22 protein-coding genes are annotated in these 24,627 nt (G+C 73.1%); 18 read left to right on the forward strand and 4 right to left on the reverse strand.

The genetic code is table 11. From position 1 onward, the window contains the following. Nucleotide 1 precedes the first annotated feature (1 nt). Nucleotides 2-1,234, forward strand: a complete 1,233-nt coding sequence (hemW, locus tag JK359_RS02125; protein ID WP_201830962.1) for a radical SAM family heme chaperone HemW — start codon at nt 2-4, stop codon at nt 1,232-1,234. A gap of 175 nt (nt 1,235-1,409) precedes the next feature. On the opposite strand, the gene JK359_RS02130 is transcribed toward hemW, so the two are convergent. Beyond that, nucleotides 1,410-2,276 (reverse strand): DUF3097 domain-containing protein, encoded by an 867-nt coding sequence (locus tag JK359_RS02130; protein WP_236677126.1) that lies wholly within the window; start codon nt 2,274-2,276, stop codon nt 1,410-1,412. An 86-nt stretch (nt 2,277-2,362) separates the two neighbouring features. Next, nucleotides 2,363-3,085: an MBL fold metallo-hydrolase gene (locus JK359_RS02135; protein WP_201830963.1), complete on the reverse strand. Its 723-nt coding sequence runs from the start codon at nt 3,083-3,085 to the stop codon at nt 2,363-2,365. A 164-nt stretch (nt 3,086-3,249) separates the two neighbouring features. Between JK359_RS02135 and hrcA the strand changes: the two genes are divergently transcribed. From hrcA to JK359_RS02185, 10 genes are all read left to right on the forward strand, one after another. After that, nucleotides 3,250-4,266, forward strand: a complete 1,017-nt coding sequence (gene hrcA / locus JK359_RS02140; protein ID WP_201830965.1) for a heat-inducible transcriptional repressor HrcA — start codon at nt 3,250-3,252, stop codon at nt 4,264-4,266. Further along, nucleotides 4,267-5,403 (forward strand): molecular chaperone DnaJ, encoded by a 1,137-nt coding sequence (gene dnaJ, locus JK359_RS02145; protein WP_201830967.1) that lies wholly within the window; start codon nt 4,267-4,269, stop codon nt 5,401-5,403. Nucleotides 5,404-5,704: 301 nt separating this feature from the next. After that, on the forward strand, nt 5,705-6,781 hold the full coding sequence (locus JK359_RS02150; RefSeq protein WP_201830969.1) for a nitronate monooxygenase: 1,077 nt from the start codon (nt 5,705-5,707) through the stop codon (nt 6,779-6,781). Then, nucleotides 6,778-7,524 (forward strand): 16S rRNA (uracil(1498)-N(3))-methyltransferase, encoded by a 747-nt coding sequence (locus JK359_RS02155; protein ID WP_201830971.1) that lies wholly within the window; start codon nt 6,778-6,780, stop codon nt 7,522-7,524. The genes JK359_RS02150 and JK359_RS02155 overlap by 4 nt, the downstream gene beginning before the upstream one ends. 17 nt (nt 7,525-7,541) lie before the next feature. Further along, on the forward strand, nt 7,542-7,934 hold the full coding sequence (locus tag JK359_RS02160; protein ID WP_201830973.1) for a VOC family protein: 393 nt from the start codon (nt 7,542-7,544) through the stop codon (nt 7,932-7,934). Between the two features lie 126 nt (nt 7,935-8,060). Then, the gene (locus JK359_RS02165) at nt 8,061-8,573 is read left to right on the forward strand and encodes a hypothetical protein (RefSeq protein WP_201830974.1); all 513 of its coding nucleotides are present in this window, start codon (nt 8,061-8,063) and stop codon (nt 8,571-8,573) included. 103 nt (nt 8,574-8,676) lie between these two features. Then, nucleotides 8,677-11,871, forward strand: coding sequence for a S41 family peptidase (locus JK359_RS02170; protein ID WP_372445343.1), 3,195 nt, complete (start codon nt 8,677-8,679; stop codon nt 11,869-11,871). A gap of 147 nt (nt 11,872-12,018) precedes the next feature. Beyond that, nucleotides 12,019-12,372: a histidine triad nucleotide-binding protein gene (locus tag JK359_RS02175; protein ID WP_201830975.1), complete on the forward strand. Its 354-nt coding sequence runs from the start codon at nt 12,019-12,021 to the stop codon at nt 12,370-12,372. A 6-nt stretch (nt 12,373-12,378) separates the two neighbouring features. After that, a complete protein-coding gene (locus JK359_RS02180) occupies nt 12,379-13,284 on the forward strand; it encodes a ribonuclease Z (protein ID WP_201830976.1) in 906 nt (301 codons plus the stop codon). A 20-nt stretch (nt 13,285-13,304) separates the two neighbouring features. Next, complete coding sequence (locus JK359_RS02185) at nt 13,305-14,294, forward strand: adenosine deaminase (protein WP_201830977.1); 990 nt, start codon at nt 13,305-13,307, stop codon at nt 14,292-14,294. Nucleotides 14,295-14,395: 101 nt separating this feature from the next. Here the strand turns inward: JK359_RS02185 and JK359_RS02190 are convergent, their stop codons facing one another. After that, entirely contained in the window at nt 14,396-15,715 is a 1,320-nt protein-coding gene (locus JK359_RS02190) for an MFS transporter (RefSeq protein ID WP_201830978.1), read from the reverse strand. Nucleotides 15,716-15,992: 277 nt separating this feature from the next. Between JK359_RS02190 and JK359_RS02195 the strand changes: the two genes are divergently transcribed. The 7 genes from JK359_RS02195 to JK359_RS02225 all read left to right on the forward strand — a co-directional run bounded on the left by JK359_RS02195 (nt 15,993) and on the right by JK359_RS02225 (nt 23,070). Continuing rightward, on the forward strand, nt 15,993-16,889 hold the full coding sequence (locus JK359_RS02195; protein WP_236677127.1) for a 5-dehydro-4-deoxyglucarate dehydratase: 897 nt from the start codon (nt 15,993-15,995) through the stop codon (nt 16,887-16,889). Beyond that, entirely contained in the window at nt 16,886-18,175 is a 1,290-nt protein-coding gene (locus JK359_RS02200) for a glucarate dehydratase family protein (RefSeq protein ID WP_201830980.1), read from the forward strand. Before JK359_RS02195 ends, JK359_RS02200 begins: the two co-directional genes overlap by 4 nt. A 75-nt stretch (nt 18,176-18,250) precedes the next feature. Beyond that, a complete protein-coding gene (locus JK359_RS02205; RefSeq protein WP_201830982.1) occupies nt 18,251-19,405 on the forward strand; it encodes a carbohydrate kinase family protein in 1,155 nt (384 codons plus the stop codon). A 415-nt stretch (nt 19,406-19,820) separates the two neighbouring features. Beyond that, a complete protein-coding gene (locus JK359_RS02210; RefSeq protein ID WP_201830983.1) occupies nt 19,821-20,891 on the forward strand; it encodes a PhoH family protein in 1,071 nt (356 codons plus the stop codon). Between the two features lie 15 nt (nt 20,892-20,906). Then, entirely contained in the window at nt 20,907-21,404 is a 498-nt protein-coding gene (gene ybeY, locus JK359_RS02215; RefSeq protein WP_201830985.1) for an rRNA maturation RNase YbeY, read from the forward strand. A gap of 8 nt (nt 21,405-21,412) precedes the next feature. Beyond that, entirely contained in the window at nt 21,413-22,714 is a 1,302-nt protein-coding gene (locus JK359_RS02220; RefSeq protein ID WP_201830987.1) for a hemolysin family protein, read from the forward strand. Continuing rightward, the gene (locus JK359_RS02225) at nt 22,711-23,070 is read left to right on the forward strand and encodes an MmcQ/YjbR family DNA-binding protein (RefSeq protein WP_201830988.1); all 360 of its coding nucleotides are present in this window, start codon (nt 22,711-22,713) and stop codon (nt 23,068-23,070) included. The genes JK359_RS02220 and JK359_RS02225 overlap by 4 nt, the downstream gene beginning before the upstream one ends. Before the next feature lie 130 nt (nt 23,071-23,200). On the opposite strand, the gene JK359_RS02230 is transcribed toward JK359_RS02225, so the two are convergent. Further along, the gene (locus tag JK359_RS02230; protein WP_201830989.1) at nt 23,201-24,622 is read right to left on the reverse strand and encodes an MFS transporter; all 1,422 of its coding nucleotides are present in this window, start codon (nt 24,620-24,622) and stop codon (nt 23,201-23,203) included. Nucleotides 24,623-24,627 lie beyond the last annotated feature (5 nt).

Here is a 24,627-nt window from a genome sequence, read left to right on the forward strand (position 1 = left end):
CATGCCTTCCGCACTCCCCGACGGCGAGTCCGTCCCCGCCGACGGCGCGCTGCCCGCGCAGGCGCTCGCCGGGGCCACGGGCCGCCCGCTCGGCTTCTACCTGCACGTCCCGTACTGCGCCACCCGCTGCGGCTACTGCGACTTCAACACGTACACCGCGACCGAACTGCGGGGCACGGGCGGGGTCCTCGCCTCCCGGGACAACTACGCGGACACACTGGCGGACGAGGTCAGGCTGGCGCGGAAGGTGCTGGGCGACGACCCGCGCGAGGTCCGCACGGTCTTCGTCGGCGGTGGTACGCCGACGCTGCTGGCCGCCGACGACCTGGTACGGATGCTGGCCGTGATCCGCGACGAGTTCGGGCTCGCGGCGGACGCCGAGGTCACCACGGAGGCGAACCCGGAGTCCGTCGATCCGGCCTACCTCGGCACCCTCCGCGAGGGCGGCTTCAACCGGATCTCCTTCGGCATGCAGAGCGCGAAGCAGCACGTCCTGAAGATCCTCGACCGCACCCACACCCCCGGCCGCCCCGAGCGTTGCGTCGCGGAGGCGCGGGCGGCGGGCTTCGAGCACGTCAACCTGGACCTGATCTACGGCACGCCCGGCGAGAGCGACGACGACTGGCGGGCGTCCCTGGAGGCCGCGCTGGGCGCCGGCCCCGACCACGTCAGCGCCTACGCGCTCATCGTCGAGGAGGGCACCCAGCTCGCCCGCCGGATCCGCCGGGGCGAGATCCCGATGACGGACGACGACGTGCACGCGGACCGCTACCTGATCGCCGAGGAGATGCTGACCGGGGCGGGCTTCGACTGGTACGAGGTCTCCAACTGGGCCACCTCGGAGGCGGGCCGCTGTCTGCACAACGAGCTGTACTGGCGGGGCGCCGACTGGTGGGGCGCGGGACCGGGAGCGCACTCGCACGTGGGCGGGGTGCGCTGGTGGAACGTCAAGCACCCCGGCGCCTACGCGGCGGCGCTGGCGTCAGGACGGTCGCCGGGCGCAGGCCGGGAACTGCTGTCCGAGGAGGACCGCCGGGTGGAGCGGATCCTGCTGGAGCTGCGCCTGCGGGAGGGCGTGCCGCTGTCCCTGCTCAAGGAGGAGGGGCTCGCGGCCTCCCGGCGCGCGCTGGCGGACGGCCTCCTCCAGGAGGGCCCGTACGAAGAGGGCCGGGCCGTGCTGACGCTGCGCGGGCGGCTGCTGGCGGACGCGGTGGTCAGGGACCTGGTCGACTGACCGGCTGACCGGCTGACCGGCTGACCGGCTGACCGGCTGACCGGGCAGACCCACTGGCCGTCGCGGTCGACCGGTCGTCCGGACGTCTCGTCGCGATCGACCGGGCGTCGCGATCAACCGGTCGTCGCGGTGGTCGCGGTCGTCGCGGAGCGCCCGCGGTACGTCGCCGCCCCGGTCACTGCGGAGCGGTGACGAAGTCGATCAGTTCCTCGACCCTTCCCAGCAGCTCCGGCTCCAGGTCCTTGTAGGAGTTCACCCGCCGCAGGATCGCCTGCCAGACCGCCCCGGTGTTCTCCGCCGGCCAGCCCAGCGCCCGGCACACGCCCGTCTTCCAGTCCTGGCCCTTCGGGACGGTCGGCCATGCCGGGATCCCCAGCGAGGAGGGCTTCACCGCCTGCCAGACGTCGATGTACGGGTGGCCGACCACCAGCGTGTGCTCGCCCGGCACCGACTGCGCGATCCGCCACTCCTTCGTGCCCGGCACCAGGTGGTCCACGAGGACGCCCAGGCGGGCGTCGGGGCCCGGGGCGAAGGACGCCACGATCGCCGGCAGGTCGTCCACGCCCTCCAGGTACTCCACGACCACGCCCTCGATGCGCAGGTCGTCACCCCAGACCTTCTCGACCAGCTCGGCGTCGTGCCGGCCCTCGACGTAGATGCGCCCGGCGCGGGCCACGCGCGCGCGTGCGCCGGGGACGGCGACCGAACCGGAGGCCGTGCGGGTGGGCCGTACCGGGCCGCCGGACGGCGGGCGTACGAGCGTCACGACCCGGCCCTCCAGCAGGAAGCCGCGCGGTTCCAGCGGGAACACCCGGTGCTTGCCGAAGCGGTCCTCCAGGGTCACCGTGCCCGCCTCGCAGCGGATCACCGCCCCGCAGAACCCCGTGCCGGGCTCCTCCACGACCAGGCCCGGCTCGGCGGCCACCTCCGGCACGGGCCCCGGCTTCTTCCAGGGAGGGGTCAGGTCGGCGGAGTACACGCGAGGGCGCGGGCCCGGACGGCCCTCGTCGGAAGGGCGCTGGCGGGAGACGGGTGGGCGCATTCGGATGACGATAGGAGAAGCCGCGCGCCGGTGCTCACGACACGCCGTGAGTGGCTCAGCTCACGCCGAACCGCGGTGCCGGGGGCTCAGCTCACGCCGAACCGCGTTGCCAGGGCGTCCCGTTGGCGACGGACGAAAGCCGCGTCCACCACCGCTCCGTGGCCGGGCACGTAGAGCGCGTCCTCGCCGCCGAGTGCCAGCAGCCGGTCGAGCGCGTCCGGCCAGCGAGAGGGGACCGCGTCCGGGCCCGCCTGGGGTTCGCCGGACTCCTCCACCAGGTCGCCGCAGAAGACCACCTCCGGATCCCCCGGCACCAGGACCGCCAGGTCGTACGCGGTGTGGCCGGGACCCACGTTGGCCAGCAGTGCCTGCCGGCCCTCGCCGAGGCCGAGGGTCCACTCGCCGGAGACCAGGTGGCCGGGCGGGACCAGCGTGTCCACCGCCTCCTCCGCGGCGGCGGGCGGCAGGCCGTTCCTGAGCGCGTCCAGGCGCAGTTCCTCCCGCTCGTACGCCAGTACCGCGTCCAGGCCCACGGCCGCGTACACCTGCGAACCGGCGAACGCGGGCGCACCGAAGACGTGGTCGAAGTGGGGGTGGGTCAGAGCGAGATGGGTCACACGGCCGCCGGCCAGTTCCTCGGCCTGGGCCCGCAGCCGCGCGCCCTCCGCGAGGCTCGACCCGGCGTCCACCACCAGCGCCGTACCCGCGCCGACGACCAGCCCGGCGGTGCAGTCCCAGCCGGGCAGCCGGCACCGTCCCACCCCGGCCGCCAGCCGTTCCCAGCCCAGCTCTTCCCAAGTCACGGTCATACCGGCGACGCTAGCGGTACGACCCGGTACGGCGGCCCGACCTTGCCCAGTGTGTACCCGACAGCCGTACACTGGGCCGGGGAACGCTGGCACTCGCAAGGGAAGAGTGCCAGGCGGACGATCCGAAGGGACCGAGGGGACGGACGTGCTGGAGGTGCGCGCGAATGCTGAGTGAACGCAGGCTTCAGGTACTGCGCGCCATCGTCCAGGACTACGTGGGCACCGAGGAGCCGGTCGGTTCCAAGGCGCTCACCGAACGGCACAGCCTCGGCGTCTCCCCGGCGACCGTCCGCAACGACATGGCGGCCCTGGAGGACGAGGGGTACATCGCCCAGCCGCACACCAGCGCCGGGCGCATCCCCACCGACAAGGGCTACCGGCTGTTCGTCGACAAGCTCGCGGGCGTCAAGCCGATGACCGGACCCGAGCGGCGGGCGATCCAGAACTTCCTGGAGGGCGCCGTCGACCTCGACGACGTCGTGGCGCGGACCGTGCGGCTGCTCGCGCAGCTCACCCGGCAGGTCGCCGTCGTGCAGTACCCGTCCCTGACCCGGTCCACCGTCCGGCACGTGGAGCTTCTCTCACTCGCCCCCGCGCGCGTGATGCTCGTGCTGATCACGGACACCGGCCGGGTCGAGCAGCGGATGGTCGACTGCCCGGCGCCGTTCGGCGAGGCCTCGCTGGCGGATCTGCGGGCACGGCTCAACAGCCGGGTCGCGGGCCGCCGGTTCACGGACGTGCCGAAGCTGGTCGAAGACCTGCCGGATGCCTTCGAGCACGAGGACCGCGGTACGGTCACCACGGTGCTCTCCACCCTGCTGGAGACACTCGTCGAGGAGAACGAGGAGCGGCTGATGATCGGCGGTACCGCCAATCTCACCCGCTTCGGACATGACTTTCCCCTCACGATCCGGCCCGTCCTGGAGGCCCTCGAGGAGCAGGTCGTGCTCCTCAAGCTCCTGGGCGAGGCGAAGGACCCGGGCGTGACCGTGCGCATCGGCCACGAGAACGCCCATGAAGGACTCAACTCCACCTCTGTCGTGTCGGTCGGTTACGGTTCGGGCGGCGAGGCAGTTGCCAAGCTCGGCGTGGTCGGACCGACCCGCATGGACTACCCGGGAACGATGGGAGCGGTACGCGCAGTGGCACGGTACGTCGGACAGATCCTGGCGGAGTCGTAAGTGGCCACGGACTACTACGCCGTTCTCGGCGTGCGCCGCGACGCGTCGCAGGATGAGATCAAGAAGGCGTTCCGTCGGCTCGCGCGCGAGCTGCACCCGGACGTCAACCCGGATCCGAAGACCCAGGAGCGGTTCAAGGAGATCAACGCCGCTTACGAGGTGCTGTCGGACCCGCAGAAGAAGCAGGTCTACGACCTCGGCGGCGACCCGCTCTCCCAGTCCGGCGGCGCCGGCGCGGGCGGCTTCGGGGCCGGCGGCTTCGGTAACTTCTCGGACATCATGGACGCGTTCTTCGGTACGGCGTCGCAGCGCGGGCCGCGCTCGCGCACCCGGCGCGGCCAGGACGCGATGATCCGGATCGAGGTCGAGCTGGACGAGGCGGCCTTCGGGACGACCAAGGACATCCAGGTCGACACCGCGGTCGTCTGCAACACCTGCAACGGCGAGGGCGCGGCTCCGGGCACGTCGGCCCAGACGTGTGACATGTGCCGTGGCCGCGGTGAGGTCTCCCAGGTCACCCGGTCCTTCCTGGGCCAGGTCATGACCTCCCGGCCCTGCCCCCAGTGCCAGGGCTTCGGCACGGTCGTGCCGACGCCGTGTCCGGAGTGCGCCGGCGACGGCCGCGTCCGCTCGCGGCGCACGCTCACCGTGAAGATCCCGGCCGGTGTCGACAACGGCACGCGGATCCAGCTCGCCGGGGAGGGCGAGGTCGGGCCGGGCGGCGGTCCGGCCGGTGACCTGTACGTCGAGATCCACGAGCTGCCGCACGCGGTGTTCCAGCGGCGCGGTGACGACCTGCACTGCACGGTCACCATCCCGATGACCGCGGCGGCCCTCGGCACCAAGGTGCCGCTGGAGACCCTGGACGGCATGGAGGAGGTCGACATCCGGCCCGGTACGCAGTCCGGGCAGTCGATCCCGCTGCACGGCCGGGGCGTCACGCACCTGCGTGGCGGCGGCCGGGGTGACCTGATCGTGCACGTCGAGGTCACCACGCCGACCAAGCTCGATCCCGAGCAGGAGCGGTTGCTGCGGGAGCTGGCCAAGTTGCGGGGTGAGGAGCGGCCGCAGGGGCAGTTCCAGCCGGGGCAGCAGGGGCTGTTCTCCCGGCTGAAGGACGCGTTCAACGGGCGCTGAGCAGGAGGTGCAGTTCAAGGGGCTCCGCCCCTTGGACCCCGCCTGGGGGCTCCGCCCCTTCAACCCCGCCAGGGGGCTCCGCCCCCTGGACCCCCGCCTCGCCCACCCACCACCCGACTCGGTCGGCCGGGAGGTGGCCGGGACTTCCCCCGGTTCGGTCGGCCGACAGGTGGCCGGGACTTCCTCCGGTTCGGTCGGCCGGGAGGTGGCCTGGACGTGTTCGGTTCGGGGGCGGGAAGTGGCACGTGCCAGGGGTAAGGCCGGATTCGGACTTGTTCGAAGGACGTGGCACCATGCGGTCATGTCCTCCGCGCTGACCGGTCTCTTCCCCCACCCGATCGTGCAGGCCCCCATGGCGGGCGGTGTCTCCGTCCCGCAGCTCGCCGCCGCCGTCTGTGAGGCGGGCGGTCTCGGGTTCCTCGCCGCCGGATACAAGACCGCCGACGGCATGTACCAGGAGATCAAGCAGATACGGGGGCTCACCAGCCGCCCCTTCGGCGTGAACGTCTTCCTGCCGCAGCCCGGGGACACCGAGTCCGGCGCGCTGGAGGTCTACGCGCATCAGCTGGCCGGTGAGGCCGCCTGGTACGAGACCGAGCTGGGCGACCCCGACAGCGGACGGGACGACGGCTACGAGGCCAAGCTCGCCGTCCTCCTCGACAACCCGGTGCCGGTGGTCTCCTTCCACTTCGGCGTGCCGAACCGCGAGGTCTTCGACAGGTTCCGCCGCGCCGGCACCTTCACCCTGGTCACCGCGACCACCGCCGAGGAGGCCCGCGCGGTCGAGCGGGCCGGCGCGGACGCGGTGATCGCCCAGGGCGTGGAGGCCGGCGGGCACCAGGGCGCCCACCGGGACCTGCCGGAGAACGACGGCTCCGGCACCGGACTGCTGGCGTTGGTCGCACAGATCCGCGAAGCGGTGCGCATCCCGGTCGTGGCCGCCGGCGGCATCATGCGCGGCAGCCAGATCGCAGCCGTCCTCGCGGCCGGCGCGAGCGCGGCACAGCTGGGCACGGCGTTCCTCGCCGCCCACGAGTCCGGCGCGCACGCCCTGCACAAGCAGGCGCTGACCAGCCCCCTGTTCGCGCGCACCGAGCTGACCCGCGCCTTCTCCGGACGCCCGGCGCGCGCCCTGGTCAACCGCTTCGTGCGCGAGCACGGGCCGTACGCGCCCGCCGCCTATCCCGACGTCCACCACCTGACCGCGCCGCTGCGCAAGGCCGCCGCCAAGGCCGGGGACGCTCAGGGCATGGCCCTGTGGGCGGGCCAGGGGCACCGGCTGGCCCGGGAGCTGCCCGCCGGGGAGCTGGTGGAAACGCTGGCGGCCGAACTCGCCGCCGCCCGGACAGCGTTGTCGGCCGGGGGTGACGTCCGATGACCGCCCCCGTCTTCGTCGTCGAGCACTTCGACCCGGACGGCCACCGGTACGTCCTGGACGGCCCCGAGGGACGGCACGCGGTCTCCGTGAAGCGGCTGCAGCCCGGCGAGGAGGTCGTGCTCACCGACGGCGCCGGACGCTACGCCGTGTGCGAGGTGATCGGCAGCGAGGGCAAGGACCGGCTGATCGTCCACATGTCCGGTGTGGACGAGGAGCCGGAGCCCAGCCCCCGGATCACCGTCGTCCAGGCGCTCCCCAAGGGCGACCGGGGTGAGGTCGCCGTCGAGACCATGACCGAGGTCGGTGTCGACGCCATCGTGCCCTGGCAGGCGGCCCGCTGCATCACCCAGTGGAAGGGCGACCGCGGACTGAAGGCCCTCGGCAAGTGGCGGTCCACCGCCCGTGAGGCCGGCAAGCAGTCCCGCCGGGTCCGCTTCCCCGAGGTCGCGGCCGCGGCGACGACCAGACAGGTGGCCGCGCTCCTGGCCGGGGCCGACTTCGCCGCCGTACTGCACTCGGACTTCGAGCACGCCAGTGCACACCTCGCCACCGCCGAACTGCCCGCCGAGGGCGAGATCGTGCTCGTCGTCGGCCCCGAGGGCGGGGTCTCCCGCGACGAGCTGGCGCTCTTCAGGGAGGCGGGCGCCGAGCCGTACGTCCTCGGCCCCTCCGTGTTGCGCACGTCCACCGCCGGCACCGCCGCCGCGGCCCTCCTCCTGGGCCGTACCGGCCGCTGGTCCTGACCCGTCGGGAGAACACCGTGGAACTCGCCCAAGTCCGGCTCCTGGTCACCGACTTCCCGGCCTGCTACCGCTTCTACGCCGACGTCCTCGGCCTCAAGCCGCAGTCCGGGGCGACCGAGGGCCCGTACGAGAAGTTCAGCCCGCACATCGGCTCCGCCGGGATCGCGCTGCAGGACCGGGCGATGATGGCCCGGCTCCTGAACGAGCTGGAGGAGACCGCCACCGGGCACCGCTCCCTGGTCGTGCTGCGGGTCGACGCCCTCGACCCGTACTGCGCGGAGATCGCCGCTCGGGGCGCCGTCCTGCTGCACGGCCCGGCCCCGATGACCGACCGCATGCGGGTGGCCCACCTCAAGGACCCCGAGGGCAACCTGGTCGAACTCCAGGAGTGGCTGCTGATGGGCGGCTGACCTCTGCTCCTCCCGGCAGCCGGTGGTGACGGTGCGTCGAACCGGGGGCGGGCGGTCCGGGCCACGAACGGGTGAGTGGCCGTATGCGGTCTTCCGTGTCGCCCGGGCCGGTGGCACGCTGCCGGTATGGGGGCATGGAGACGGATACGGCGCGGGCCGCGGGCGGTGGCCGTCGCGGGGCTCGTCGTGGTGGCCACCGGAGCCGCGGTGGCGTGTCAGCCGGGCGGACTCGGATCGGCGACCGTCGCGTACACCACCGACCAGACCGCGACGGCCGCGCTGGAGCGGCGGCACGTGAACGTCGCCTGGCTCACCTGCACCGGCAGTTACGGCGGGGACGCGCGCGGCAAAGCGCCCTCACCGACCGAGACCACGGTCGTGAAGGTCGACTGCCAGGGTGAGACGGACGACCGGCGGAAGATCGTCGTCACCGGGCGGGTGACCAAGGCCGTCGACGGCGCCTGCGTGCGCGGCGACCTCACCGCGAAGGTCGACGGCAGACAGGTCTTCCACGTCGACGGGCTCGGCGACTGCGACGCCGGGCCGGGACCGACGTACCGCCCGCCGGCCCCGGGCGGGCCCAACCCCACCGTGACCGTCACCGTCACCCGGACCATCTGGCCCGTGCAGGGCAAGTGATCGGAACCGGGAGCGGACACACCGGGTCGCTGCGTAGAGTGACGGCGTGACTCAGGCTGCTCCGACGGGAACGCAATCCGCCGCCTACCTCCGATTTCCGCATCTGCACGGGGACTTGGTGGCCTTCGTCGCCGAGGACGACGTCTGGCTCGCGCCGCTCGACGGGGGCCGGGCCTGGCGGGTCAGCGCCGACAACCGGCCGGTGACGCTGCCCCGCATATCGCCCGACGGCAGACACCTCGCCTGGACCTCCACCCGGGACGGCGCACCCGAGGTGCACGTGGCGCCGCTCGACGGCGGGCCCGCCGAGCGGCTGACGTACTGGGGCAACCGCCGTACCGAGGTACGCGGCTGGACCGCGGACGGGAGGGTGCTCGCGCTCGGCGCACAGGGCCGGCACAGTCTCCGGCACACCTGGGCGCACGCCGTCCCGCTGGACGGCGGACCGGCCGAGACCCTGCCGTACGGCCCGGTCGGCGACGTGGCGTTCGGCCCGGCGACCGTCCTGCTGTCCGCCCCCATGGGCCGCGAGGCCGCCTACTGGAAGCGCTACCGGGGCGGCACCGCGGGCAAGTTGTGGATCGACCGGGACGGCAGCGGGGAGTTCGTGCGGCTGCACGAGGAACTCGACGGGAACATCGAGTGCCCCGTCTGGGCCGGGACGGGAGTCCCCCCGGTCCGCGCGGAGCCGAGCACGTGGGGGAGGATCGCGTTCCTCTCCGACCACGAGGGCACGGGCGCCGTGTACTCCTCCCTCGCCGACGGCTCCGACCTGCGCCGGCACACCCCGCTCGGCGGCTTCTACGCCCGGCACGCCGCCGGCGACGGCACCCGGATCGTCTACAGCTCGGCCGGTGAACTGTGGCTGCTGGACGACCTGGAGGGCGCCGAGCCGCGCCGGCTGGACGTCCGGCTCGGCGGGCCGCGCATCGATCTGCGCCCCCGCCCGGTGAACGCCGGGCACTGGTTCGGCGAGGCGTCTCCCGGACACACCGCCCGCGGCAGCGCCGTGTGCGTGCGCGGCGGAGTCCACTGGGTCACCCACCGCTCCGGGCCCGCCCGCGCCCTCGCAGCCACCCCCGGGGTCCGCGCCCGGATGCCGCGCACCTTCCGCGCCGAGGGCGAGGAGTGGGTGGTGTGGGTGACGGACGCCGAGGGCGACGACGCCCTGGAGTTCGCCCCCGCGACCGGCACCGTCCCCGGCTCCCCGCCCCGCCGGCTCGCCGCGGGACAGCTCGGCCGGGTCCTGGAGCTGGCCATGGCACCCGACGGCAGCCGGGCGGCCGTCGCCGCGCACGACGGCCGGCTGCTGCTCGTCGAGCGGGAGACCGGCGAGGTCCGCGAGGTGGACCGCAGCGACGACGGCGAGGTCTCCGGCCTCGCCTTCTCACCCGACTCCGCCTGGCTCGCCTGGGCCCACCCGGGACCCCGCCCGCTCTCCCAGCTGCGCATCGCCCACACCACCGACCTCTCGGTCACCGAGGCGACCCCGCTCCGCTTCCAGGACTACGCGCCCGCCTTCACCCTCGACGGCAAGCACCTCGCGTTCCTCTCCAACCGGGCCTTCGACCCGGTCTACGACGAACACGTCTTCGATCTCGCCTTCGTGGTCGGCACCCGCCCGCACCTGATCACCCTGGCCGCCGTCACACCCTCGCCGTTCGGCCCGCAACGCCACGGCCGGCCCTTCGAGACGCCCGACAAGGACGAGACCCCCGACAGCGAGGGCACCCCCGCCACCCGCATCGACCTCGAAGGCCTCGCCGACCGGATCGTGCCCTTCCCGGTGGAGGCCGGCCGCTACTCCGGGCTGCGGGCCGCCAAGGACGGCGTGCTCTGGCTGCGCCACCCCGTGCACGGCGTGCTCGGCGCGTCCCGTGCCCACCCCGAGGATCCCGCCCCGCACAGCGAGCTGGAGCGCTACGACCTGGCCCAGCGCCGCCTGGAACACCTCGCGTCCGATGCCGATCACATCGAGGTCAGCGGCGACGGCAAACGCGTCCTGCTGTGGAGCGACGGTCGGCTGCGGGTCGTGCCCAGCGACCGCCGCACCGGCTCCGACGACGACGGCGACACCAGCGTCACCGTCGACCTGGCCCGCGTCCGGCAGACCGTCGACCCGGCCGCCGAGTGGCGGCAGATGTACGACGAGACCGGCCGCCTCATGCGCGACCACTACTGGCGGCCCGACCTCGGCGGCGTCGACTGGGACGGCGTCCTCGCCCGCTACCGCCCGCTGCTCGCCCGGCTCGCCACCCACAGCGACCTCGTCGACGTGCTGTGGGAGGTGCACGGCGAACTCGGCACCTCGCACGCCTACGTCACCCCGTCCGGCGGCTCCGGGGGCGCCCGGCACGGCCTGCTCGGCGCCGACATCTCCCGTCACCCGGACGGCAGTTGGCGCATCGACCGCATCCTGCCCGCGGAGACCTCCGACCCGGACGCCCGCTCCCCGCTGGCCGCACCCGGCGTCGCCGTCCGCCCCGGTGACGCGATCATCGCCGTGGCCGGTCACCCCGTGGACCCGGTGACGGGCCCCGGCCCGCTGCTGGCCGGCACGGTCGGCCACCCCGTCGAACTGACGGTCTCCCCGGCCGCCGGCGGCGAACCCCGGCACACGGTCGTCGTCCCCGTCGCCGACGAGGAGGCCCTGCGCTACCACGCCTGGGTCGCCGGCCGCCGCGCCCACGTCCACGCGGCCTCCGGCGGCCGGCTCGGCTACCTCCACGTCCCCGACATGCAGGCCCCCGGGTGGGCCCAGATCCACCGCGACCTGCGCGTGGAGGTCACCCGGGAGGGTCTGGTGGTCGACGTGCGCGAGAACCGGGGCGGCCACACCTCGCAGCTCGTGGTCGAGAAGCTGGCCCGCCGGGTCATCGGCTGGGACCTGCCCCGGGGCATGCGCCCCACCAGCTACCCGCTGGACGCACCGCGCGGCCCGGTCGTGGCCGTGGCCAACGAGTTCTCCGGCTCCGACGGCGACATCGTCAACGCGGCCATCAAGGCCCTCGGCATCGGCCCGGTCGTCGGCACCCGCACCTGGGGCGGTGTCATCGGCATCGACAGCCGCTACCACCTGGTCGACGGCACCCTGGTCACCCAGCCGAAGTACGCGATCTGGCTGGAGGGCCAGGGCTGGGACGTGGAGAACCACGGGGTGGATCCGGACGTGGAGGTGGTGCAGCGGCCGCAGGACTGGGTGGAGGGGAGAGACGCACAACTGGACGCGGCGATCGCGCTCGCGCTGGAGGCACTGGACGCGGAGCCGGCGAAGACCCCGCCGCAGCTGCCGGCGTAGAGCGGTCCGGGGCCGCATCGGCATGCGGCTCCGCCGCGTGGGCGCGAGAAGCCGCGGACGCCCCGCAGCCGAACGACTAGCATGCCCCTGTATTGATCACCTGTATCCATCACCTGTATTGATCACCGGCGAAGGAGAGCGCAGCCCATGGCGGGAGAACCGCAGGACGACTGCCTGTTCTGCAAGATCGTCGCGGGTACGATCCCGGCGACGATCGTCCGCGAGACGGACACCACCGTCGCCTTCCGGGACATAAACCCCCAGGCACCCACCCACATCCTGGTGATCCCCAAGGCTCACTACGAGAACGGGGCCGCCCTCGCGGCAGGCGCCCCGCAGATCGCGGCGGACGTCCTCGCGGAGACGCAGGCCGTCGCCGACGAGGAGAAGCTCGACAGCTACCGCACGATCTTCAACACGGGCTCCGGTGCAGGCCAGACCGTCTGGCACGCCCACGCGCACGTCCTCGGAGGCCGCGGCCTCCAGTGGCCCCCCGGGTGAGCAGGCGTGTCCGTCCGTGAACTGGTGGTCCTCGGCACCGCGAGCCAGGTCCCGACCCGGCACCGCAACCACAACGGCTATCTGCTGCGGTGGGACGGCGAGGGCATCCTGTTCGACCCCGGCGAGGGCACACAGCGTCAGATGCTGCGCGCCGGGGTCGCCGCGCACGACCTGAACCGGATCTGCGTCACGCACTTCCACGGCGACCACTGCCTGGGCCTCGCGGGAGTCGTCCAGCGGATCAACCTGGACCAGGTGCCGCACGAGGTCACCGCGCACTACCCGCGCTCCGGGCAGCGCTTCTTCGACCGGCTGCGGTACGCGACGGCGTACCGGGAGACGGTCGGCATCACCGAGGCGCCGGTCGCCGCCGACGGCATCCTCGCGGTGACCCCCTCGTACACCCTGGAGGCCCGCAGGCTCTCCCACCCCGTGGAGTCCTACGGCTACCGGCTCATCGAGCCCGACGGCCGCCGGATGCTGCCCGGCCGGCTCGCCGCGCACGGCATCAAGGGCCCGGACGTCGGGCGCCTCCAGCGCGCGGGCCGGCTCGGGGAGGTCACGCTGGAGGACGTCAGCGAGGTGCGGCACGGGCAGCGGTTCGCGTTCGTCATGGACACCCGGCTCTGCGACGGTGTACACGCCCTCGCCGAGGGCTGCGACCTGCTCGTCATCGAGTCCACGTTCCTCGACGAGGACGTCCAGCTCGCCGTCGAGCACGGCCATCTGACCGCCGGTCAGGCCGCCGCGGTGGCGCGTGACGCCGGCGTACGGCACCTCGTCCTCACCCACTTCAGCCAGCGCTACACCGAACCCGAGGAGTTCGAGCGGCAGGCGCGGGCGGCGGGCTTCGAGGGAGAGCTGACCGTGGCCCACGACCTGCTCCGGGTGCCGGTTCCGAAACGGCGGTGAACCAGCCGTACGATGCTTCGATGCCCCTCCCGAAAGCCGAACTGCACCTCCATGTCGAAGGCACCCTGGAGCCGGAGCTGGCGTTCACGCTGGCGGCGCGCAACGGCGTCCGGCTGCCCTACGCGGACACGGACGCCCTCCGCACGGCCTACCGGTTCAAGGACCTCCAGTCCTTCCTGAACCTCTACTACGAGCTGATGGCCGTCCTGCGCACCGAGCAGGACTTCGCGGACCTGGCGAACGCCTACCTCGCCCGTGCCGCGGCCCAGGGCGTGCGGCACGCGGAGATCTTCTTCGACCCACAGGCCCACATCGCGCGGGGCGTGAGCCTCGGCACGGTGGTGGAGGGACTGTGGCGGGCGCTGGGCAGCAGTGAGCGGAACCACGGCGTGTCCACGAAGCTGATCATGTGCTTCCTGCGGGACGAGTCCGCGGACTCGGCGCTGGAGACGTTGCAGGCCGCGACGCCGTACCTGGACCGGATCACCGGCATCGGCCTGGACTCCGCCGAGGTGGGGCATCCGCCGCTGAAGTTCCGTGAGGTGTACCAGGCCGCCGCCGCGCTCGGGCTGCGCCGCGTCGCGCACGCCGGCGAGGAGGGGCCGCCGGCGTACATCACCGAGGCGCTGGACGTGCTCGGCGTGGAACGCGTCGACCACGGGCTGCGCTGCATGGAGGACCCGGAGCTGGTCGAGCGGCTGGTCCGGGAGCGCGTGCCGCTCACCCTGTGCCCGTTGTCCAACGTCCGGCTGCGTGCCGTGGAGACGCTGGCCGAGCACCCGCTGCCGGCCATGCTCGACGCCGGCCTGCTGTGCACGGTCAACTCGGACGACCCGGCGTACTTCGGCGGATACGCCGGTGACAACTTCGACGCCGTACGGGACACCCTGCACCTGAGCGAGGACCGGCTGCGGGAGCTGGCCCGCAACTCCTTCCTCGCCGCCTTCCTGGAGGACGACGAGGAGCGGCGGGCGCGGTACCTGGCCGAGGTGGCGGCGTACGAGTTCTGAGGCGGCCGGCCGCCGCGCCCGCCGGCCGCCTGTACTCGGCCGACAGGCCGGTGACCAGCGCCGGTAGTCGGTCATGAGACCAACGTCATGACCGAGTACAGCTAGGGGGCGGGGGAGGCGGCGGCCTTCCCGTAGGCGCCCCGGGTCGGCACGGCCGGGCTGTCCACCGGGATCTCCACCACCGGCGGCACCCCGCGCCCGGCGCGCAGCGCGACCGCGGTCAGCGGTGCGGCGACGACCAGCAGTCCGGCCGCGAGGACCGCGCCCATGACCGGGAAGCCCGCCTGCGCGGCCAGCACACTGCCGGTCAGCGGGCCGGCCGCCGTGCCCAGCGAGGAGGCGGAGCCCACGAGCACCGCCCAGCGGCCCTGTGCGTCCAGGGACGCGGCGAGGCCGATGAGATACGACAGCACGATCGGGTAGAGCACGTTCCAGGCGATCTCGCCCGCGGCGAAGGACGCCAGGCCGGTCGCGGACGCGCTCAGCGCGACGCAGGCGGCGATCAGGGCGGTGCCGGCGCCGATGGGCAGTGCCCGGCCGAACCGCGGGCCGAGCACCCTCGCGCCCGTCACCCCCAGCAGCCCCGCGCCCAGTGCGACCGCGAACACCGCGCCCACCGCCGACTCCGTGAGCCGGGCCTGGACGAGGCCGATCCGGCCGCTGACCCCCCACAACGCGTTCTGCGCCAGGGACCAGCAGGGCATCGCGGCGGCGAGGACCACTCCCTGGCCCGCACGGGGCAGGCGCGCGGCCCGCTGCCGGCGGGCACCCGGTGCGGTCGGTGCGGTCGGTGCGGTCGGTGCGGTCGGCGCGGTCGGTGCGCGGCCGGCCGGTGCGGCGCCGGTGCTGCGGGCGGGCAGCCGGCCGGTGAACGGCCACACCGCGCATGCGGTGAGGGCGAGCGCGGCCTGCGGCTGGGCGTGTCCGGCGCCGAGGTGCGGCACCGTCAGGCAGAGCGCGCCGGCGAGCGCTGAGACGCCGAGGAGGCCGAGGGTGGTGACCCGGTGCGGGTCCCGCTGGGCCGCGATGCCGCTCACGGCGACCGCCGTGACCGTGCCGGAGCCGAATCCGCCGACCACCACGCCCGCCACGACGGCCGGTACGACGCCGGTGAGGGCGGCGCCGCCGTAGCCGAGGGCGGCGAGGACGAGGCCGGCGCGGGCGAGGGCGCGAGGTCCGATGCGGTCGGCCCTCCCCCACGCTCTCGACTTCGCTCGAGCAGGGGGGACCCCCATCGCCAGCAGGAAGCCGGCCGTGGCCGAACTCAGCAGCAGGGCACTGCCGATGGCCCCGGCCTGGGTGGCGGTGAGCGGAAGCCCGCTGTCCAGTCTGCCGACGGTGGTCGGCAGCAGGTACGGGGCGAGGTACCCGGCCGTGAACAGGGCGACGAGGGGCCAGGGCGGGGTGCGGCGGGCGGACACGGGCGTTCCCAGGGCAGGCGAAAGGAGCGGCTCGGAAAGGGGGGAGGGGGCGACGACCGTCGACGGACAGGAACGCGCGAGCAAGTTGTATCAAGCACGCGGTTCGGCGAAGAAGGCCGCTGGGAGTGATCCGGGTCACGATTCCGTTTGGGGGCGGCGGTGCAGGGTAGAAGCGTCTAGCCTCCGTTCTCATATGTAGACGGTATTCATAAGAGGAGATGGTCAAGTGGGCGGCGACCCGGCTCCGCGGGACGTGGCACGGCGACTGCGGGAGGGGATGGCACGCGGTGTCCTGTCCTTCCCGCTCACCGCGTTCCACGACGACGGCACCCTCGACCCCGACGGCTTCCGCACCCACGCCGCCGACCGGCTCGCCGCCGGGCCCGGCGCGCTCCTCCCGGCCTGCGGCACCGGTGAGTTCTTCTCGCTCGACGAGGACGAGTACCGGACGGTGGTCACCGTCGCCGTCCAGGAGGCGGCCGGCAGGGTGCCCGTCGTGGCCGGCACCGGCTACGGCTGGGCGCAGGCCGCCCGGTTCGCGCGGATCGCCGAGGAAGCCGGCGCCGACGCCCTGCTCGTGCTGCCGCACTACCTGACCGACGCCCCGCAGGACGGCCTCGCAGCCCAGCTCGAGCAACTCGCCGCCCGCACCCGGCTGCCGCTCATCGCCTACCAGCGCGGCCGAGTCGCCTATACGGCCGCCTCGTTGCGGCGCATCGCCCGCGTCCCGAACGTCATCGGCCTCAAGGACGGCCACAGTGACCTCGACCGGCTCCAGCGCCTCACCCTCGCCGCACCCGACGGCTTCCTCTTCTTCAACGGCGCCGCCACCGCCGAGATCCAGGCCCGCGCCTACGCCACCGTCGGCATCCCCGCCTACTCCTCCGCCGTACACGCCTTCGCCCCGGAGATCGCCGGCGCGTTCTTCGCCGCACTGCGCGAGGACGACCACGGCACGGTCGACAAGCTGCTGCGCGCCTTCTACGTCCCCTTCGTCGAACTCCGCGACCGCGCACCCGGGTACGCCGTGTCCCTGGTGAAGGCCGCGGCCCGGCTGCGCGGGCAGCCCGTCGGCCCCGTGCGCGCCCCGCTCACCGACCCCGCAGCCGCCGACCTCGCCGACCTGAAGGCCCTGCTCACCACCGGACTCGACCTCGTAGGAGCCGCGCTGTGACCCGTGACCTGACCATCGCCGAGGTGCGCCTGACCCCGATCCTGGTGGCCGACGCGCCCCTGCTCAACACCCAGGGCGTGCACCAGCCGTACACCCCACGGCTGATCGTCGAGGTGGTCACCGCCGAAGGGATCACCGGGCTCGGCGAGACGTACGGCGACACCAAGTACCTGGAACTGGCCCGGCCGCTAGTCGAGCAGCTCACCGGACGATCGGTCATGGATGTGAACAGGATGTTCGGGATCGACCTTGCCGTCGACGCCTCCCGGGTCGAGGGACAGGCGGACGCCGGCGGGCTGCGCGGTGTGCAGAGCGCCGGCAAACTGCGGCTGTCCGTGCTCTCCGCCTTCGAGGTCGCCTGCCTCGACGCCCAGGGCAAGGCGTTCGGGCTGCCGGTGCACGCGCTGCTCGGCGGGAAGGTCCGGGACGCCGTCGACTACAGCGCCTACCTCTTCTACAAGTGGGCCGGGCACCCGGCGGGCGTCCCCGCCGAACCCGACGAGTGGGGCGCCGCCCTCGACCCGGACGGGGTGGTGGACCAGGCACGCCGGCTCAGGGAACAGCACGGGTTCGGCTCCTTCAAGCTCAAGGGCGGCGTCTTCCCGCCGGACGAGGAGATCGCCGCCGTGCGCGCCCTCGCCGAGGCGTTCCCCGGCGACCCGCTGCGCCTCGACCCCAACGGCGCCTGGTCGGTGGAGACCTCGCTGAAGGTGGCCGGGGAACTCGGGGACGTCCTGGAGTACCTGGAGGACCCGACGCTTGGCACCCCCGCCATGGCCGAGGTGGCGGCGGGCACGGGGGTGCCGCTCGCCACCAACATGTGCGTGACCGCCTTCGGCGAGATCGAGGAGGCGTTCACCGCGGGCGCCGTCCAGGTCGTCCTCTCCGACCACCACTACTGGGGCGGACTGCGCAACACCCAGCACCTCGCCGCGATCTGCGCCGCGTTCGGGGTCGGGGTGTCCATGCACTCCAACACCCATCTGGGCATCAGCCTCGCCGCGATGACCCACGTCGCCGCCACCGTCCCCGGCCTGCACCACGCCTGCGACTCCCACTACCCCTGGCAGTCCGAGGACGTCCTCAGCGAGCGGATCGCCTTCGAGGGCGGCCGGGTCGCGGTGTCCGACGCGCCCGGCCTCGGCGTCGAACCGGACCGGGACGAACTGGCCCGGCTGCACCGGCGGTGGGCCGAGGACGACGGCACCTTCCGGGACCGCGACGACGCGGCGGCGATGCGCGCGGCCGAACCGGGCTGGCGGACACCGGTGATGCCGCGCTGGTGACCGTCGCCGTACGGGGTCCCGTGGCGCGGCCTGGTGCACACTGGCCAGAACCCGCACCACGTCAGGGAGCGCACCGTGACCCCGTCGCACACCCTCACCGGAGAGGAACCGGAACACCTCACTCAGGCAGCGCGCTGCCAGGCCCAGGTCGACCCGCTCGTCGCGCTGCGCGCGCCCGGCGACCCACCCTGGGACGTCTACCTCACCGGCACGGTCTTCCTCGACATCATCTTCACCGGCCTGGACTCGGCGCCCGTGCGCGGCACCGAGTCCTGGGCCCGGGGCATGGGCTCCAGCCCCGGCGGGGTCGCCAACATGGCCGCGGCGCTGGCCCGGCTCGGCCTGCGGACGTCCCTCGCCGCGGCCTTCGGCGACGACCACTACGGCGAGTACTGCTGGGACGCGCTGGAGCAGGGCGAGGGCATCGACCTGTCGGCCTCGCGGACCGTGCCCGGCTGGCACTCGCCGGTGACCGTCTCCATGGCGTACGAGGGTGAGCGGACCATGGTGTCCCACGGGCACGAGCCGCCGCCCGGCGAGGCCGTGATCCTGCAGGAGGGCGCGCAGGAGTGCCCGCCCCGCGCCCGCGCCGCCATCGCCTCCCTGACCCCCGGGGCACGGGAGACGTGGATCGCCCGGGCCGCCCGCGAGGGCACCCGGATCTTCGCCGACGTCGGCTGGGACGACACCGGGGCGTGGAGTCTGTCCGGGCTCGCCGACCTGGAGCACTGCGAGGCGTTCCTGCCGAATGCGGAGGAGGCCATGCGGTACACCGGGGCGGACTGCCCGCGGGCCGCCGCGCACGCGCTGACCGAGCACGTGCCGGTGGCCGTGGTGACCCTGGGGGCGGAGGGGGCGTACGCGGTGGACCGGCGGACCGGGGAGACGGCGGAGGTGCCGGCGATCGCGGTGGAGGCGCTGGACCCGACGGGGGCGGGGGACGTGTTCGTCGCCGGGTTCGTGACGGGGTCCCTCGCGGGGTGGCCGCTGGCCGACCGGCTGGCGTTCGCGGGGCTCACGGCGGCGCTGTCGGTGCAGGAGTTCGGGGGGTCGCTGTCGGCGCCGGGGTGGTCGGAGATCGGGGCGTGGTGGCGGAAGGTGCAGTCCGTGCAGGAGCCTGCGGCGCTGCGCCGGTACGCGTTTCTGGAGGGGCTCGTGCCGGAGGAGCTGGACCGGCCGTGGCCGTTGCGGCGGGCGGTGCCGACCATCGGGTTCCGTCGGTCCGGGTGACGTCCCAGGGGGCTCCGCCCCCCGGACCCCCCGGAACCTTTCCCACCCGCCCACCCGACTCGGTCCGCCGAGAAGTGACCCCCGGGGCATCCCGGCTCGGTCCGCCGGGAAGTGGCTCCCCCCGGGATGTCGCGGCTCGGTCCGCCGAGAAGTGGTTCCCCCCGGGATGTCGCGGCCCGGTCCGCCGGGAAGTGGCTCCCCCCGGGACGTCGCGGCTCGGTCCGCCGGGAAGTGGTCTTCCCCCCAGGGGGTCGCGGCTCGGTCCGCCGGGAAGTGGTTCCCCCGGGGTGTCGTGGCTCGGGGTTGGGAAAAAGGCCTACTGGGTTGTCTGTGGGCCGTCGTACTCTTGAAGCGCGAGGCCGTGCTCAGTGCTCGGCCGTGACGAGGAGGAAGCGCAGGCCTTAGGCGCCGGCCCATGACAGAGACACCCACAGCTCACACTCCCGCGCAGGAGCAGGCGAGAACGCAGTTGACCGTCCCCGCCCAACACCCCATGGTCACCGTGCTGGGTTCCGGCGACTCCCTCCTGCGCGTGATCGAAAAGGCCTTCCCGGCGGCCGACATCCATGTCCGGGGCAACGAGATCAGCGCAGTGGGCGACCCCGCGGACGTCGCCCTCATTTCGCGCGTGTTCGACGAGATGATGCTGGTGCTCCGCACCGGGCAGCCGATGACGGAGGACGCAGTGGAACGCTCGATCGCCATGCTCAAGGCGAGCGAGAACGGGACGAGCGACGGGCCGGAGACTCCCGCCCAGGTACTGACGCAGAACATCCTGTCCTCGCGAGGCCGCACCATCCGCCCGAAGACCCTCAACCAGAAGCGGTACGTCGACGCGATCGACAAGCACACGATCGTCTTCGGCATAGGCCCCGCCGGCACCGGCAAGACCTACCTGGCCATGGCCAAGGCCGTACAGGCCCTGCAGTCCAAGCAGGTCAACCGGATCATCCTGACCCGCCCGGCGGTCGAGGCCGGCGAGCGGCTCGGGTTCCTGCCCGGCACGCTCTACGAGAAGATCGACCCCTACCTGCGCCCGCTGTACGACGCGCTGCACGACATGCTCGACCCGGACTCCATCCCGCGGCTGATGGCGGCGGGGACGATCGAGGTGGCGCCGCTCGCGTACATGCGCGGCCGTACGCTCAACGACGCCTTCATCATCCTGGACGAGGCCCAGAACACGAGCCCCGAACAGATGAAGATGTTCCTCACCCGCCTGGGCTTCGACTCGAAGATCGTGATCACCGGTGACGTGACGCAGGTCGACCTGCCGAACGGCACGAAGAGCGGTCTGCGACAGGTGCAGGAGATCCTGGAGGGCGTCGAGGACGTCCACTTCTCCCGGCTGTCGTCGCACGATGTCGTCCGGCACAAGCTGGTGGGCCGTATCGTCGACGCGTACGAGGTGTACGACAACAAGCACGGCACCGAGAACGGCACCCACAAGGGCGGCCGGGGCCGGTCCGGGCACAAGGGGAAGTAGAGACACGGCACCACCATGTCGATCGACGTCAACAACGAGTCCGGAACCGAGGTCGACGAGCAGGCGATCCTCGACATCGCCCGCTACGCACTCGCGCGGATGCGCATCCACCCGCTCTCCGAGCTCTCGGTGATCGTCGTGGACGCCGATGCCATGGAGCAGCTCCACGTGCAGTGGATGGACCTGCCCGGGCCCACCGATGTCATGTCGTTCCCGATGGACGAGCTGCGGCCGCCGTCGAAGGACGACGAGGAGCCGCCGCAGGGCCTCCTCGGCGACATCGTGCTGTGCCCGGAGGTCGCCGCCAAGCAGGGCGCCGACGCCCCGACGCAGCACTCCATGGACGAGGAGCTTCAGCTGCTCACCGTCCACGGTGTGCTGCACCTGCTCGGGTACGACCACGAGGAGCCCGACGAGAAGGCCGAGATGTTCGGGCTCCAGGCGGCCATCGTGGACGGCTGGCGGGGCGAGCGCGGCCTGACCGGGCCGTCCCCCGCGCCGACCGTCTCGTAAGCGCCTCCATGAGTCCGCAGATCGTGATCGGCGCGATCGCGCTGGTCGTCGTCGCCTGGCTCGCCGCCTGCGCGGAGGCGGGCATCGCGCGGGTCTCCAGCTTCCGCGCCGAGGAGGCGGTCAAGTCCGGCCGCCGGGGCAGCGCCCGGCTCGCCCAGGTCGCCGCCGACCCGACCCGCTACCTCAACGTGGCCCTGCTGGTCCGCGTGGCCTGCGAGATGGCCGCCGCGGCCCTGGTGACCTACGCCTGCCTGCAGGAGTTCGACGCGACCTGGCAGGCCCTGCTCGTCGCCATCGGCGTGATGGTGCTCGTGTCGTACGTCGCCGTGGGCGTGTCCCCGCGGACCATCGGCCGCCAGCACCCGATCAACACGGCGACCGCGGCGGCCTACGTGCTGCTGCCCCTGGCCCGGGTGATGGGACCGATCCCGTCCCTGCTGATCCTCCTCGGCAACGCGCTCACCCCGGGCAAGGGCTTCCGGCGCGGCCCCTTCGCCTCCGAGGCGGAGCTGCGCGCACTGGTCGACCTCGCCGAGAAGGAGTCGCTGATCGAGGACGAGGAGCGCCGCATGGTGCACTCGGTCTTCGAACTGGGCGACACGCTCGTGCGCGAGGTCATGGTCCCGCGGACCGACCTCGTCGTCATCGAGCGGTACAAGACCATCCGGCAGGCCCTCACCCTCGCGCTGCGCTCCGGGTTCTCCCGGATCCCGGTCACCGGTGAGAGCGAGGACGACATCGTCGGGATCGTGTACCTGAAGGACCTGGTCCGCAAGACGCACATCAGCCGGGACGCGGAGGGCGACCTGGTGTCCACGGCGATGCGTCCGGCCGTCTTCGTGCCCGACACCAAGAACGCCGGCGACCTGCTCCGCGAGATGCAGAAGGAACGCAACCACGTAGCCGTCGTCATCGACGAGTACGGCGGCACCGCCGGGATCGTCACCATCGAGGACATCCTGGAGGAGATCGTCGGCGAGATCACCGACGAGTACGACCGGGAACTCCCGCCGGTCGAGGACCTCGGCGACGACCGCTTCCGGGTCACCGCCCGGCTCGACATCACCGACCTCGGCGAGCTGTACGGCCTGGAGGAGTACGACGACGAGGACGTGGAGACCGTCGGCGGACTGCTCGCCAAGGCACTCGGCCGGGTGCCCATCGCCGGTGCGTCCGCCGAGGTCGAACTGCCCGACGGACGCCGGCTGCGGCTGACCGCCGAGGCCGCGGCCGGCCGCCGGAACAAGATCGTCACCGTGCTGGTGGAACCGGTCCCCGTACCGGCGGCCGAGGAGGAGAAGCCCGAGTGACCCCCCAGGAGCTGCGCGCCCTGTGCCTGTCCTTCGACGCGGCAGTGGAGGACTTCCCGTTCAACCCGGAGACCTCGGTCTTCAAGGTGCTGGGCAAGATGTTCGCCCTGACGAACCTGGGCGCGCGGCCCCTGACGGTCAACCTCAAGTGCGACCCGGAGGACGCGGTCCGGCTGCGGACCGACCACGAGGGGCTGATCCTCCCCGGCTGGCACATGAACAAGCGCCACTGGAACACCGTGACCGCCGACGGCGACCTCCCCGACCGGCTCGTGCGGGAACTGGTCGAGGACTCCTACGACCTCGTCGTCGCCGGCCTGCCCAGAGCGGAACGGCTGCGTCTGGACCGGCCCTGAATTCCTTTGCCGGACCGTCTTGACCCCGTGTCACTTCGAGCGGACCGGGCGGGCCGAGCCGACGTGGACGGCCGGCTGTCGCGGCATCCACGCTCAGCACCGCCGCGCAGGGGAGCCGTTCGCCCGGACGTCAGACCCCGGACCGAGCCGGGCGCAGGCCCAGGCCGACCAGTACGGCGGCGGCGAGGACGATCACCGCGTCCAGGGCGAGGACCGTGTGCACGCCGGCCAGCAGGTCGCCGGAGGTGGTGGCCAGGACACCGAGCAGCGGGATGCCGACCGTGAGCCCCACCTGCTGGGTGGACGTCACCAGGCCGGTGGCCAGGCCCTGTTCCTCGTCCGGGACACCGGAGGTGACGGTGAGGCCGTACGAGACGATCGCGCCGAGGTGGCACATGCTCGCCAGGGACACCGCGGCCGTGGCCAGCCACACCGACCAGGTGTGCGCGTTCAGCAGGAGCAGCGCCGCGACCAGGGCTCCCTGGCCGGCCAGCGAGCCGACCAGGGTGCGACGGGCACCGAAGCGGCCGATGACCCTGGCGGCGAGGGTGCCGGCGACGGCCGACAGGACGCCCTGGACGCCGAAGACCAGGCCCGTCTCGAAGGCGGACAGGTGCAGGACCTCCTGCAGGTACAGGGTCAGGGCGAAGATCACCGTGGACATCATCGAGAAGGTGACCAGACCGCCCACGTTGCCCCACGCCACCGTGCGGCGGCGCAGCATGGGCAGCGAGACGAGGGGAGCCGCCGAGCGGGACTCGATCGCCGTGAACGCGGCGAGCAGCAGCAGGCCGGCGATCAGCGCCGCGATGACGTCGGCGCGGCCGAAACCGTGGTCGGCGGCCGTGGACAGGGCGTAGATCAGCGACAGCAGACCGGTGGTGACGGTGACCGCGCCGGGCACGTCCAGGCGCGGGCGCTCCGGGGTACGGGACTCCGGCAGCAGGCCGGGCGCGAGGGGCAGCACGATCACCGCGAACACCGCGAGCAGCGCCATCGTGGAGCGCCAGCCGAGGGTGTCCGTCAGCACACCGCCCGCGATCATGCCGACGGTGAAGCCCAGGGACAGCAGCGTGCCGGAGATGCCGAGGGCGCGGTCGCGGGCCGGGCCCTCCGGGAAGGTGGTGGTCAGCAGGGACATGCCGGTCGGCACGATCGCCGCCGCGCCGAGGCCCTGCAGCGCCCGCCCGGCGAGGAAGGACGCCGGGTCCCAGGCCAGCGTCGCCAGCAGGGAGGCGGCCCCGAACAGGGCCAGCCCGGCGAGGAACAGCCTGCGGCGGCCGTACAGGTCGCCGATGCGGCCGAAGAGGAGCAGGAAGCCACCGGAGGGCAGGGCGAACGCGGTGACCGCCCACTGCAGGGCGGAGCGGCTCATGCCGAGGTCGGAACCGAGGCCGGGCAGGGCCACGTTGAGGACGGAGAAGTCCAGTGCGACCATGAACTGGGCCGCGCAGAGCACGAACAGCACGAGCTTGTCACGCGTCGAGAGCCGCGGGACGCCGAGCGGTTCGCCCGCGGTCGTGGTGGGTCGGGTGGTGGAGTCGATCGCCATGGCAC

Origin of the sequence: Streptomyces actinomycinicus, assembly GCF_016741775.1 — a bacterium.
Lineage (GTDB): Bacteria > Actinomycetota > Actinomycetes > Streptomycetales > Streptomycetaceae > Streptomyces > Streptomyces actinomycinicus.